The sequence below is a fragment of the Rhodanobacteraceae bacterium genome, from assembly GCA_016713135.1.
Taxonomy (GTDB): domain Bacteria; phylum Pseudomonadota; class Gammaproteobacteria; order Xanthomonadales; family SZUA-5; genus JADKFD01.
Window position 1 is genome coordinate 351,236 of the sequence record JADJPR010000022.1, and the last position, 13,439, is coordinate 364,674.

At 68.6% G+C, this 13,439-nt stretch carries 11 protein-coding genes and 1 pseudogene; 4 read left to right on the plus strand and 8 right to left on the minus strand.

All coding sequences use genetic code 11. From position 1 onward, the window contains the following. Positions 1-63: 63 nt before the first annotated feature. The 4 genes from IPK27_19545 to IPK27_19560 form a co-directional block, all read right to left on the minus strand. The gene (locus IPK27_19545; protein ID MBK8069732.1) at positions 64-2,013 is read right to left on the minus strand and encodes a hypothetical protein; all 1,950 of its coding nucleotides are present in this window, start codon (positions 2,011-2,013) and stop codon (positions 64-66) included. Continuing rightward, positions 2,010-2,687, minus strand: a complete 678-nt coding sequence (locus IPK27_19550; protein ID MBK8069733.1) for a response regulator transcription factor — start codon at positions 2,685-2,687, stop codon at positions 2,010-2,012. Before IPK27_19550 ends, IPK27_19545 begins: the two co-directional genes overlap by 4 nt. A 341-nt stretch (positions 2,688-3,028) precedes the next feature. Beyond that, positions 3,029-5,722 carry a CHAT domain-containing protein gene (locus IPK27_19555; protein MBK8069734.1) on the minus strand — a complete coding sequence of 898 codons (2,694 nt, stop codon included), beginning with the start codon at positions 5,720-5,722 and terminating at the stop codon, positions 3,029-3,031. A 13-nt stretch (positions 5,723-5,735) separates the two neighbouring features. Beyond that, positions 5,736-6,425, minus strand: a complete 690-nt coding sequence (locus tag IPK27_19560; GenBank protein MBK8069735.1) for a hypothetical protein — start codon at positions 6,423-6,425, stop codon at positions 5,736-5,738. 532 nt (positions 6,426-6,957) lie between these two features. Between IPK27_19560 and IPK27_19565 the strand changes: the two genes are divergently transcribed. After that, complete coding sequence (locus tag IPK27_19565; GenBank protein MBK8069736.1) at positions 6,958-7,434, plus strand: hypothetical protein; 477 nt, start codon at positions 6,958-6,960, stop codon at positions 7,432-7,434. A gap of 58 nt (positions 7,435-7,492) precedes the next feature. Here the strand turns inward: IPK27_19565 and IPK27_19570 are convergent, their stop codons facing one another. Then, positions 7,493-7,921, minus strand: coding sequence for a copper chaperone PCu(A)C (locus tag IPK27_19570; protein MBK8069737.1), 429 nt, complete (start codon positions 7,919-7,921; stop codon positions 7,493-7,495). Between the two features lie 79 nt (positions 7,922-8,000). Here IPK27_19570 and IPK27_19575 point away from each other — a divergent pair, with 79 nt between their 5' ends. Next, a complete protein-coding gene (locus IPK27_19575) occupies positions 8,001-8,756 on the plus strand; it encodes an enoyl-CoA hydratase/isomerase family protein (GenBank protein ID MBK8069738.1) in 756 nt (251 codons plus the stop codon). Between the two features lie 6 nt (positions 8,757-8,762). Here IPK27_19575 and IPK27_19580 read toward each other — a convergent pair whose 3' ends face one another. Together IPK27_19580 and IPK27_19585 are read right to left on the minus strand one after the other, a co-directional pair. Further along, positions 8,763-9,161 (minus strand): GFA family protein, encoded by a 399-nt coding sequence (locus IPK27_19580; protein ID MBK8069739.1) that lies wholly within the window; start codon positions 9,159-9,161, stop codon positions 8,763-8,765. A gap of 4 nt (positions 9,162-9,165) precedes the next feature. After that, positions 9,166-9,318 (minus strand): hypothetical protein, encoded by a 153-nt coding sequence (locus IPK27_19585; GenBank protein MBK8069740.1) that lies wholly within the window; start codon positions 9,316-9,318, stop codon positions 9,166-9,168. 169 nt (positions 9,319-9,487) lie between these two features. Here IPK27_19585 and acnA point away from each other — a divergent pair. Both acnA and IPK27_19595 read left to right on the plus strand, forming a co-directional pair. Next, positions 9,488-12,169, plus strand: a pseudogene (acnA, locus tag IPK27_19590) (aconitate hydratase AcnA). Positions 12,170-12,447: 278 nt separating this feature from the next. Further along, positions 12,448-12,822: a DUF2237 domain-containing protein gene (locus tag IPK27_19595; protein ID MBK8069741.1), complete on the plus strand. Its 375-nt coding sequence runs from the start codon at positions 12,448-12,450 to the stop codon at positions 12,820-12,822. 16 nt (positions 12,823-12,838) lie between these two features. Here the strand turns inward: IPK27_19595 and IPK27_19600 are convergent, their stop codons facing one another. Next, positions 12,839-13,414 carry a heme-binding protein gene (locus tag IPK27_19600; GenBank protein MBK8069742.1) on the minus strand — a complete coding sequence of 192 codons (576 nt, stop codon included), beginning with the start codon at positions 13,412-13,414 and terminating at the stop codon, positions 12,839-12,841. Between the last annotated feature and the right edge of the window lie 25 nt (positions 13,415-13,439).

Here is a 13,439-nt window from a genome sequence, read left to right on the forward strand (position 1 = left end):
TCCGATCACCGCTTCAGGCTGTCGTCCCATAGATGGGAGATGGCGGGTGCTGTGCGCGCGACGTCAGGCGCTGACCGTCGTCCCGATGCCAGCCACCGGCTCCAGCGGCAGATCCAGGCGAACCCGGGTACCGGAGGATGTCGACTCGATGGCGAGTTGCGCTCCGATCTCTCGGGCGCGCGCTCGCATGCTGGCGAGCCCGCGTCCCATGGGCGCGTCTGCGGCGATGCCGGCACCGTCGTCGGCCACCGTCAACTGCACCCCACGATCCGTGCTGCGCGCCGCGATCTGCAGGCGGCGCGGACGCGCGTGCCGGCAGGCATTGCTCACCGCCTCCTGCAGGACGCGCAGCAAATGCAGGCTCACGCGCGTGCCCAGCACGGGGTCGGCCGGGCCGAGGGCAACCTCGAACGTGAGTTCGATGCCAGCGCCCTGCAACTGCTCGCGCAGTCGGCGCTCGAAGCCCATCAGCGCATCCGAGAGCGTTGTCTCCGGCGCATCCAGGGCGTCGACCATCAAGCGCAAATCGGCGAGGCTGGCAGACACCTGCTCCTCGACGCGCCCCAGCGTCGGCTGGCCATGCCGCAACTGCATCTGCAGCCCGAGCAGGTTGCCGCCCACCCCATCGTGCATGTCGCGCACGATACGCTGGCGCTCCTCCAGTGCCGCATGCCGGGCAAGCAGTTGTTTCTCGCGCTCATGGACCACCGCGAGTTCCGCCTCGCGTTGCCCCAGCCGCTGGGCCAGCACTGCGTTCGCATTCGTGACCACCCGCCGAGCGGCGGTGGCTTCGCGCGCGAGGGCTGCGACCATGCCCAGCCCCAGCAGCAGCCCGCTCAGCGGCGCGGCATAGAAGGTCAGCGGAATCTGGGGCATCCACGGCACGTGCAGCTTGAGGGTGGCGTCAGCACTGTCGACCAGCAATGCGGTCAGGCAAACCATCAGCATGCTGCGTTCCAGCCAGTGACGCCCGCCTTCACGACCCACAGCGATCGCCAGCAATGCGGTGCCACCGATGCAGAACACCGCAGTGACCAGCAGGCTCAGCATCGGGAAGCTGCCCAGCCAGCGGCGCGGATCGCCGAGGCCGCTGACCACCACCAGCCATGCCAGCACCATGCCGGCCTGCACCACTGCCCAGGTCCATGGCACCGCGCGGCGCAGGCCACGTGGAGCCAGGGTCTGGTGCGCAATGTAGTAGGCCGCGGCGATGGCCAGCGCGTTGGCGAGCGAGTAGTACGCAAGAATGGTGGCCTCGCGCGACATCGCAAACGGCGGCGAGAACGCCACCGCGTAGCTGCCGAGCGCCCAAACCAGCAGCAACACAATCAGCGCGCGCACCCGTGGGCGGTCTTCCGCCGGCCAGTTGACCGCAAGGCACAGCAGCGCCGTGAACAGCAGGATTCCCACCGCCACCAGCGGCAAGTCCACGTTGAACAGCTTGCCGTAGCCAAAGGCGCGGGCCACGGTTTCCGCTGGCCCGATCTGGAACTCGGGAAACACATGCGCATACCCCTCGCTGGCGACCAGCACGCTGACCTGGTTCTCGCCCACGCGCAGCCCGGCGGCGGGCAGCATGTAGAACACCGGTTCCCATCCGGCGCCCCCACTGAAGCTGTCGAGCGGCACATTCGGCTTGACCACCTCGTCGTTGAGGCGGATCTCCTGGATCGAGCGCCGCGCGCCGAGGTAGAGCGCCAGATCGCCGGAAACCTCGTCGACCGCAAACGGGATCTCGAAACGCACTTTCGACGGCGCGCCCTCGAGCATCGCCTTGTAGTTGGGATCCGGCTCATACGCAGCGCGCAGGCGCGGTGCGTCTGGCGCAATCTGGCCGGCATCGTCCAGGGCGATGTACTCGACGAAGGGCCGCGCTTCCATCGTCGATGGCCGTGCCGCGGTTTCGGCCGTGCCGATCGCCACCCAGAACACCAGTTGCGCCGCGAGCAAGGCCGCCAGTCCCCACAACAGGGCGATTCCGGTCGCCGCCCCGCTCCGCCGCATGGTGCTCACGGGCTACGCAATGTGATCAAGACCTCTTGCACGGCGTTGAACACCGCTTCGGAGCGCGACCCCGCCGCCAGCTTCGGGTAAAGGTTCTTGACGTGGTGCGCCACCGTCCCGCGCGAGATCCCCAAGCGCAGCGCCACCTCACGGTAAGACAGGCCACGCGCCAGAGCCTCCAGGACCTCCTGCTCGCGCGCAGTCAACGCCATCAGTCGGTGCACGCTGCGGGCCGGCGCTGCCGGACCACTGGCGCGGCTCTCGTCGGCGCGCAGGCGGCGGAGCAGGAAGCCAGCCACCGCGGGAGAGATCGGTGAGGCGCCAGCGGCCGCGTCCCGCACGGCATCCAGAAGTACCTCAGTCGATGCCGTCTTCAGCACATAGCCGTCCACACCCGCGGCGATCGCCTCCACCACGCTGGTCTCGTCCCCGAAGACTGTGAAGGCGACGATTGCAGGCGCCGGCACGCGCTCGCGCAACGCCGACACAAGGCTTGTGCCACGACCATCCGGCAGGCCGAGGTCCAGCAGCACCACATCGGCCGGCACCGTCAGGCTGGCGCGCGCCTGGCTGACACTGTTGGCGGTCCAGACCACGCTCACGCCCTCCGCCTGGCGCAGGCCATGGGCGACCGCATCGAGCACGGCCGGCTGGTCCTCGATGATCGCAACACGCAGCGTCATGCCGGCCGTGCGCGGCGATCGGCAGATGCATCGGACATGCTTGCTCGCATCCCGCCCCCGCTTGATGTCAACCCGTCCTTGATACGAGCTCCGGCATCCGCGCGCATATCCCGGATGTGGGATGCCCGAACTGCCGCCACCCGGCCGGTGTGAGCATCGCACGCGCCTGCGGCTGGTCCAACCGCGGCAGGAGCTCGCAAGCCGATTGTGCTGGTTCTCTGGCCCAGGAACTGCCAACAAGAATCCGACCGACGCCGGGTGCTTCTCCAGGGCTCTGGACCGGGGGCCTGTCGATGCTCTGCCGAAGGCCAAGCAGAAACGGGGCTTCGCGGATCTTGCCGTCAACCCTCATGTACCTGCAGCGCGGCCCAGTACCAGGGATGCTCGAGCCCGGCGGATGTTGCCGCCGGCGCCACGCCACCCACCCCACGTACGGTGTCGTCGCTGCCGGCATCTGCCGGATGCAGCATCTGCAGCATGGCGCTGCGCAGCGCATCTGCGGGGTCGCCGGCGTCCGCACGCGCAGCGTAGAAGCGTGCAACCAGGTCGGCCGTCGCCGCATCATGCGTCGGCCACAGGCTGGCAACGACGCTGCGCGCGCCGGCGCCGCGGAAGGCGCGCACGAAGCCGACCACGCCCTCGCCGTCGAAGTTGCCACCCAGCGCGGTCTCACAGCCAGACAGGACCACCAGGTCCGCGCGCAGGTGCAACTGCTCCTGCACCTCCCAGACTTGCAGCCAACCGTTCTCCGCGCCACCAGGCGTGAGCAGCAGCGCCGAATCGAGCGGGTTGGCGGGGTCCGTCAGCGAGTGAACGGCCAGGTGCAACAGGGCAGCCTGGGGGGCCGCAGCCTTCAGTTGCGCCTCGCTGGCATCGGCGCCCACCAGCGCTTGCATGCGCGCATCGCGACGCGCCAACGCCTGGACCTCGCGTCGCGCGCCGGGGAGTGGCGCCAGCAGCGTGGCGCCGGTGCGGGTCCATGCCAGCGTCGGGGCGTTGCCGAGGTCCCCCAGGGCGGCATCCCCGAGAGCCAGCCAGGCGCCGCCCGCGTCCGCGCGCGTCGCCGGGTCGCCCAGGCCATCGCGCAGGCGTACGCTCGCGCGTTGCACCAGGTATTCGCCTTGTCGCGCGTCCCATAGCGCGGCGAAGGGCAATTCGTGCAGCACGTCGTCGGCGACGATCGCGATGCGCGGATATCGATCGATGCGCGCACCGAGCGGCGCGAGCAGTTGCCGGTACAGCGCATCGCCCTGGGCATGAATTGCGGCGAGGTCGCGCATGTCCCGGCGGGCGATCAGGGCGCGCCAGTCGCGCACCGCCTGACGCAACTGCGCGCGATCCAGCGGCAACGGCAAGGCTTCGGTCGGCAGGCCGCTGCGCAACAGGAAGACCACGCTGCGGTGCTCGCCGAGGGCGTACACCAGAAGGGCTTCACCGGCATCGCCCGGGGCGAGTGCCACGCCGGCATCGCCTTGGGCCTGCCCGGCGTGTGCCATCCGTTCGGCGCGCTCGCGCCGCAACTCCTCCACGCGCGCCAGCGCGGCCGCCCGCTCCTTCGCGTCGCCGGCATTGTTGAGGGCCTGCCAGGCGCGTTCATAGGCGAGCGACAGCTGCCGGGCGGCCGGATCGGTGGCGACGCGCGCGCGCAGTTCGCGCCCTTGGCGCCACGCAATCCGGTGGGCACGCTGCAACACTTCCAGGGCCGCCGCCGGGCCACGCGCATCGAGGGTGGCCAGCATGCAGTCGCGATAGACATCGACGAAGCGCGCGCGGAAGCGCATCTGCGCGTAGTCGTCGGCGCCGAGGGAGAAACTGGCGCTGTCGAGCACGTCTGCGGCGGCGCACCAGGCCCGCCGCGCCGCACGCGGACGACCCGCAGCGGCCTCGATGCGCCCGCTGCGATGGAGTGCTTCGGCGTGTTCGACACTGTCCGGAGAGATCTTTCGCCAGCTTGCCAGCGACTCGCCCACCGCCGAGCGCGCCGCCGCATGACGCCCGAGCGCAGACAAGGCGCTCGCGCGCGCCGCTGCGGTGCGCGCCACATCCAGCGCCCGTTGCGCGCGCTTGAAGCCAGCCTCTGCCCGCTGCAGCAGTTCCAGGGCCTTCGCGGGATTTGTCTCTGCCAGCGCCCGGCCATGATGCAGATCAGCCTGCGCACGGCATTCGCAATCCGGCTCGGTGTGCGCCGCGGCCGCGCTGGCACGTGCAAAACCAGCCAGGGCAGCCCCACGATCGCCGCGCTGGAGGTCGAGTTCGGCCTGGTCGATCAGGGTATGGACGCGTCGGGGGCCCAGCGCCGGCGCGTCCGCCAATGCATCGAGCGAGCGAGTCAGCCACTGCGCGGCCGCATCGTAGTCGCCGCGCAGGCGCTCCAGGTTGGCGACGTTCGCAGCGACCGCCGCGTACTCGCTGCCGCGCACCTGCTTCTGCGCACGGTATTCGCTCTCCGCAGCGAGCAGGCTGGCGTAGGCTTCCGCCAGCCGCCCAGACTCCTTCAGCAGCAGTCCGAGGTTGTGCTGCAACTGGGCACGCACACTGCGCTCGGGCGCGCTGTCGCCGAGCAGGCCCAGACCATGGCGGAACCGCGCCTCGGCCTCGCCGGCCCGCCCGGCCTCGGCCAACTGGGTGCCGAGCACATTGGCTGCCGCGGCGCGGTAGTAACCCGCCGATTGCAGACTCTCCAACAGGCCGGCGGCCTCCTCGGCGACCGCCAGCGCCCGCGCATGATCCCCTGCGCTGCTGGCGTAGCCGGCGAGCTTGAGCCCGGCGAGCGCAGCATTCAACGAACCTGGCATCAAGGCCTGCCAGGTGCGGTACAACTCTTCCTGCAGCGCCAGCGCGCGTTCCGGCTGATCCAGCTTGCTGTGCATCTGCGCCGTCGCATCCAGTGCCACCGCCGCCTCCAGGCAATCCGCGCACAGCGCCGCGAACGCGCTGCGGGCGCGCTCCAGCTGCGCCAGGCCCAGCGCGAATTCGCTACGTTGGCCGTGCGCCCAGGCCAGGCGCACCAGTAGTTGCGCGTCCCAGGCGTGCAACCGCCCGCCGGATTCAGCGCGCGGCCAGCGACGCCAGCGATGCCACGATGCGGTCGAGTTCGCGCCGTTCCATCCAGACGCGCACGCGCGCCTCCTCGCCGGCCGCGCCCAACACCGGATCCACCGTCACCCTGTCGAGCATCGCGAGCCGTGCCAGCACCTCGTCGCCCGCACCACGCGCCATCAGCGCCGCTCGCGCGGCGTATATGGCCGTGAACGCCCGCCATTCGGCCAGCGCGGGCGTCTGCGAGACCAGCGCCCATGCTTCCGCCCATGCCTTGCGACCGGACTCCGATTGCGGCAGTTCGCGGGTCGCACGCAGTGCCAGCAACGCGGTGTCGAGGTCCGCGAGTGGGCCGCGGGCCTCCGGCGCGGGCCGCAACTGGAGCTCGACGCTCATTGGCGTCCACGCGATCCAGCGGCGCTTTCCTTCGCGCTCGACCTCCAGCTCGGCCGGTGCGAGCGGCAATACTTGCCACTGGAAGCGCACCACCGCGGCGATGCTGTCGAAGGCGAACTCGCCACCCGGTCCCCGGGCGCGCAGCAGGCGGTCGCCCGCCTGGACGTCCGGCGCTGATGCCGAGGCCATGCGCGTGACGGCCTCCACCACCGGCTGGGCGTTCGCCGCCATGCCGAGCAGCCCCAACCAGGCTGCAAGCAACCAGGCCACCGCCGCGCCCACCTGCCCCGTCGCCATCCTCATGTCGAGTCCCCGCCGCGCGCCGCTTTCTGCCCGCAGTCACAAACGCATCATCGCGCCGACTCGCACGCCAGCGGATCTACCCCAACGCTGTACAGAAAAACCCAGGACCCGGGGCCAACGCGATCCGTATTCCGGCGGTGCACTGTCCCCTGCCATTGGTTGGTTGAAGAAATTTCCGATGCATTTTGGCCCGAGGCTAGGCGAGAGGAGGGTGAAAGCCGACGGCTTGCGCGGCATGCCGCGCGCCGGCTTGAACGCCCGCAACTGGTTGCGGGCGGGAACCGGCATAGCAGGCCGATGGCGACGACGAACAACGACGCATTCGGGGCAAAAGGTGCGGAAAGAATTCATCGAATTGATGGCAATGGACACCAGAAGGACGCAGCCCCTTCCTCTGGCTTTCCCGGCGCGGATCTGAAGGCGCTGCCGGGTTGGCATTGGCTATGATCGCGAGTCGAAAAAGGTCAGCAGCCATCGATTGACCCTTTCAGCCAAGTTGACCGCGGTGATTCCACTGAGCAAGGAGAAGGACATGAAGCATGCATTCTGGCTCGCCGTCATGCTGTGCCTGGGTAGTCAGGCCATGGCTGCCGAGCAGCCATCAGCCGAACAGCCGACCTTTCTCGACCTGGTCGCGGCCCAGAAGGCACTGCGCAAGGAGATTGCGGCCGGCAAGCAGACCTTTTCGCCAGACCAGCGCGAGAGCTTGTACAAGGCGCAGGACACGCTTTTCGCGCTTGCCGACGAGAACCCGACCGATGCCGACCTCAGCGAGGACGAATGGGTCAAGGCATTCAACGCACAGGAACAGATCCACCAGATTCTCACCGAAGCTGCCGCCGACGAGCGCGTGGTGTGCCGGCGTGAGAAACCAACCGGCTCCAATCGCAAGCAGTCAATCTGCCGCACCGTGTCCGAATGGCGTGGCCTGCAGGCCAACCAGGCCGACCTGGTGCGCATGAGTCGCGAGGGCTCGACCGGGCCCCGGGCAAGCACAGGCGCCCAATAAATCGGCGACATTCCGGCGAAAGTCATTCAAGAACTTGGCAGGACAGCACGCAGGTCCCTCAGCCACCCGCCTCGCGCACCGGCAGCCTCACCACCTGAGCGTGCTCGCCGCACAGGGTCAGGGTCAGTTCGATCTCGTCACTGACGGCGAACGCACCCTTGGGCTGAATCAGCATCAGGTGCCGGCCGCCGGGTGCCAATTCGGCCTTGTCGCCCGGGGCAATCTCGATCTGCTCCAGCTTGCGCATGCGCATGACGCCGTTCTCATGGGTCATGTCGTGCATCTCGACGCGCTCGAAGGATGGCGAACTGGCGGCGGTGACGGTGACCGCCTGATCGCCGTCGTTGGCCAGTGTCAGGTAACCGGCCATGACGGTGGCGGTAGGCGGCGCCGCGCGCGCCCAGGCGGCGCTGACCGTCAGATCGCCACAGGCATGGGCCTGGGTGACGGCCAGTCCGAGCAACAACGAAGCAACAAGGGTCTTCATCTTTCCGGTCCTTGAGTCGGGATTCCTGGGGGCAATGCTATGTTGTGGCAACTGAACTCAAGTCCGCAGGGGCCATCACATGCTTGACCGGCATCAACACGGCGACATCCTCGAACTGCGGCTGGCACGCCCGCCGGTGAATGCGCTCAATCCGGACCTTATCGCAGCACTGCGCGCTGCGGTGCTTGCCGCGCCGGGCGAAGGTGCGCGCGCGCTGGTGATTTCCTCGCACCCGGGCCTGTTCAGTGCCGGGCTGGATGTCCCTGCCCTGCTCAAGCTGGACCGCGCCGGCATGATCGAACTCTGGCGCAGCTTCTCCGGCCTGCTCGGCGCGATCGCGTGCTCGCCGATCCCCACGGTCGCCGCCATCACCGGCCACAGCCCGGCGGGTGGCACCGTGATCGCACTGAACTGCGACTACCGCGTCATGGCCGAGGGACCGTTCAAGCTCGGCCTCAACGAGACGCAAGTGGGGCTGGCGCTGCCGCGCACGATCTATGCCTCGCTCGCCCGGTTGCTCGGCCCGCACCGCGCCGAGCGTCACGTGGTTGCGGGCAACATGATCGAATCCGCCGAGGCGCTGCGCATCGGGCTGGTAGACGAACTGGCGGCGCCCGACCAGGTGGTGTTCCGCGCACTCGACTGGTGCCGCTTCCACCTGGGCCTGCCGCAGCGCGCCATGCGCCTCAACCGCGAGACCGCCCGCGCCGACCTGCGCGCGCTCTACCAGGCCGAGGACCCGGCGCTGGTCGAGGAATTCGTCGACGGCTGGTTCCACCCCGAGACCCAGGCGGTCCTGCACGCGCTGGTGGCGAAGCTCAAGGCCAGGGCCTGAGCGGGATCAGTCCGCCAACCGGGCGGCCGCCTGTTCCCAGTTCCGGCCGTCGAAGCGCTCCAGCACACCCAGGTGGGCTGCACCGCCCTCGATACAACGCAGGTTGACGCTCCAGCAATCCGGATGCGAACGCGGCTGGTAGAAGCTCTTGATGCCGCAACTGCGGCAGAAGAGATGAGCCGCGGCGCCGCTGCCGAAACGGTATTCGCCGAGCGCGCCGCTGGGCGTGAGCAATTCGAATGCCGCGTGTGGCACGGTGACGTGCAGGTAAGCGGTCATGCTGCAGATCGAGCAGTTGCACTCCAATACGTCGAGTTTCTCCGGCCCACGGAAGCGGAATCGAACCGCGCCGCAATGACAGCCGCCGTGGTACTCAACATCGCCTTGATTGACGAAATCCGCCATGGCGTCAGAACAGGGTGTAGATGAAGGGCGCGATCACCGATCCCTTGACCGCCACCAGAATGCCGCCGATGGCCACCAACACCAGCACGATCGGCATCAGCCAGTACTTCTTGCGCACCCGCAGGAAGGCCCAGAGTTCACGCAGGATGTCGAGCATGGGCGGGGTTTGCAGCCAGAGATCGCGCAAGTATCGCGCATGGCCCGCCATTCGCCATAGGTCGCGCTCCCCACGTCGCTGGCTTGGGCCATAATCGTGGGCTGTTCCGGTTGCCAGGCCTTCCCGGGCCGGCGCCGGGCGTGAAGTCCCTTCCCCACGGAGCCCGATCATGAGCAACAGCTTCGGCACGCGCGCCACCCTGTCCAGCGGCGGCAAGACCTACCACTACCACCGCCTGCCGGCCCTGGCGCCGAAGTACAACCTGGCGCGCCTGCCCTACTCGCTGAAGATCCTGCTGGAGAACCTGCTGCGCTTCGAGGACGGCGAGAACGTCACGCCGGCGCATATCGAAGCCCTGCTCAACTGGGATCCGAAGACGCCGTCGACGCAGGAAATCCCGTTCATGCCGGCGCGCGTGGTGATGCAGGACTTCACCGGCGTGCCCTGCGTGGTCGACCTGGCCGCGATGCGCGATGCGATGAAGTCGCTCGGCGGCGACCCGAAGAAGATCAATCCGCTGATCCCGGCCGAGATGGTGATCGACCACTCGGTGCAGGTCGACTACTTCGGCAGCGCCAACGCAGTGGACGAGAACGCGCGCATCGAGTTCGAGCGCAACAAGGAGCGCTACGCCTTCCTGCGCTGGGGCCAGACCGCCTTCGACAACTTCAAGGTGGTGCCGCCGCGCACCGGCATCGTGCACCAGGTCAACCTGGAGTACCTGGCGCGCGTGGTGTTCGCGACCGAAGGCGCCGAGGCCTGGGCCTATCCGGACACCGTGGTCGGCACCGACTCGCACACCACCATGATCAACGGCATTGGCGTGCTTGGTTGGGGTGTCGGTGGCATCGAGGCCGAAGCCGCGATGCTCGGCCAGCCCGTCGACCATGCTGATCCCCGAAGTCATCGGCTTCCGCCTGACCGGCAAGCTGCCGGAGGGCGCGACCGCGACCGATCTGGTGCTGACCGTGACCCAGATGCTGCGCAAGCGCGGCGTGGTCGAGAAGTTCGTCGAGTTCTTCGGCGAGGGCCTGAACCAGCTGCCGCTGGCCGATCGCGCCACCATCGCCAACATGGCGCCGGAGTACGGCGCGACCTGCGGCATCTTCCCGATCGACAACGAGGCACTGAACTACCTGCGCCTGTCCGGCCGCAGCGAGGAGCAGATCGCGCTGGTCGAGCAGTACGCCAAGCTCAACGGCATGTTCCGTGAACCGGGCCAGCCGGAAGCCGAATACACCGATGTGCTGCACCTGGATCTGGGCGACGTCAAACCCAGCCTGGCCGGCCCCAAGCGGCCGCAGGACCGCGTGCTGCTGTCCGGTGTCAAGGCCGACTACGAGAAGAACCATGCACCGATGGCCGAAGCGCGGGCGGCCAAGCCGAAGTCCGCCACGCCGGGCACTGCGCACGTCAGCAGCGAAAAGGGCGAGTACGAACTGACCGACGGCGCTGTGGTGATCTGCGCCATCACCTCCTGCACCAACACCTCGAATCCCTCGGTGATGCTGGGTGCCGGCCTGCTGGCGCGCAACGCGGTGGCCAAGGGCCTGAAGACCAAGCCCTGGGTCAAGACCTCGCTGGCGCCGGGATCCCTGGTGGCCACCGATTATTTCCGCAAGGCCGGCGTGCTGGACGACATGGAGGCGCTCGGCTTCCACGTGGTCGGCTACGGCTGCACCACCTGCATCGGCAACTCCGGCCCGCTGCCTCCAGAAGTGTCCAAGGGCATCGGCGACGGCGATTTGATCGTCGCCTCGGTGCTCTCCGGCAACCGCAACTTCGAGGGCCGCGTGCACGCCGAAGTGCGCATGAACTACCTCGCCTCGCCGCCGCTGGTGGTGGCCTATGCGCTGGCCGGCCGCGCCGACATCGACCTGACCAGCGAGCCGCTGGGCACGGGCAGCGACGGCCAACCGGTGTACCTGAAGGACATCTGGCCGTCCAACCACGAGATCGCCGAGACCGTGCGCAAGGCGGTCACGCCGGAAGGCTTCAAGTCCTCCTACGAGGGCGTGTTTGCGGGCGACGCGCGCTGGCAGTCGGTGCAGGCGCCGGTGGGTGAGCTGTACACCTGGGACGACAGCTCCCCCTATGTGCAGAACCCGCCCTACTTCACCGGCATGGGCATGGGCCTGCGCCAGATCAGCGACGTCAAGGCGCGCGCGCGCTGGCGCTGCTCGGCGATTCGATCACCACCGACCACATCTCGCCGGCGGGCGACTTCAAGCCGAGCACCCCGGCCGGCAAGTACCTGACCGAGCGCGGCGTGCAGTACGCGGACTTCAATTCCTACGGTTCGCGCCGCGGCAACCACGAGATCATGATGCGCGGCACTTTCGCCAACATCCGCCTGAAGAACCAGCTGGCGCCGGGCACCGAGGGTGGCTACACCACCCACTTCCCGACCAACGAAGTGACCTCCATCTACGACGCGTCGATGAAGTTCCAGGCCGCCGGGACGCCGCTGATCGTGATCGCCGGCAAGGAATACGGCACCGGCTCCTCGCGCGACTGGGCAGCCAAGGGCACGATGCTGCTGGGCGTCAAGATCGTCATCGCCGAGAGCTTCGAGCGCATCCACCGCTCCAACCTGTGCGGCATGGGCGTGCTGCCGTGCAAGTTCCTCGACGGCCAGAACGCCGCCAGCCTGGGCCTGAGCGGCCGCGAGACCTTCGACTTCGAAGGCATCGGCGACGGCACCGGCAAGCGGCTCAAGGTCACCGCGACCGCCGAGGACGGCAGCGTCAAGCAGTTCGAAGTGCGTGTGTTGCTGGAGACGCCCAAGGAAGTCGAATACTTCCGCCACGGCGGCATCCTGCCGTACGTGCTGCGCCAGCTGGCGGCCTGAGGCCGACGGACGCCTCCTGCCGTCCATGGCGGCGGTCGCGTCCTGCCGGGCCATCCTTGGCCCGGCGTTCAGCCCTCGCGCGGCATGCCGCGCGTCGGCTCCGCCGACCGGGCCTCACCCGCCACGGCGGCATCCTGCCGTACGTGTTGCGCCAGCTGGCGGCCTGACCGGCGCCCTCCACCACCCGGTGCGCCACGCGTACCGGGTGGCGTCCAGCGACGCCGTGCATGCAGTTTCAGCCGTTATGCTCTGGGGCCTCTGCCCTGGAAGCCCATCCCATGAGCGCAGCTGCACAGCCCCTCAACGTGCTCGGCACGCCGCTGAAGCCTTGTAGCACCGAGCCGATGACCGGATGGTTCCGCGATGGCTGCTGTCGCGGCGATCCGGCCGATCGCGGGTTGCACCTGATCTGCGCCGTGATGACCGCCGAATTCCTGCGCTTTTCGAAGGCCGAAGGCAACGACCTCAGCACGCCGCGGCCGGAATACGGTTTTCCCGGGTTGCTGCCGGGGGACCGCTGGTGCCTGTGCGCGACGCGCTGGCGCGATGCCTACGCCGCCGGCATGGCGCCGCAGGTGGTGCTGGAGGCCACCCACCTGAACGCGCTGGGCGTGGTCTCGCTGGATCAGCTGCGCGAGTACGCCGCGGCCTGAGGTCCGGGGCCGGCGCTCAGGGCGCGCCAGCCACTTCGACCATCGCTTCGTTGCGCCGCAGCGGCGGCAACACCCAGGGCGCGTTGTAGCGCGCGGTCCACGGTGCACCCACGGTCTCGATGCCCGCATCGGCCAGCGCCTGCGTGAGTTCGGCCGTGTGCCCGGCGAACTGCGCCTCGGTTCCACGTCCGGAAAATCGCAGGGCCGCGACCCGCCTGCCGGGCACCTGGCGCAGCACCACTCGCGGGTCGAGCGGCTGCGGCAGCGTCTCCAGGGTGTAGCCGGCCGGCATGTAGAACGCGATTCGCCAACGGCCATCGCCCTCGCTTGCCGCGTCCACTGGCGCTGTCATGGCGATCTTTTGCCCAACGTCGGGCGCCATCGCCACCGGCGCGGTCATCGCGATCTTCTCGTCGCCACGGTTGTCGCCGAAGATATAGCCCGCCAGCCGGCGGAAACCGACATTGCCTGCGTCGCCATAAGAGCCACCGTCGACCAGGGTTTCGGCGACCACGGTATCGCCGTAGCGTCGGATCTCGACGCCGGATTCCAGCGTGCGTTCGACTGTGTACGGGACCTGCTCGGTTGCCATCGCCACCTCGGTTTGCAAACTCGCA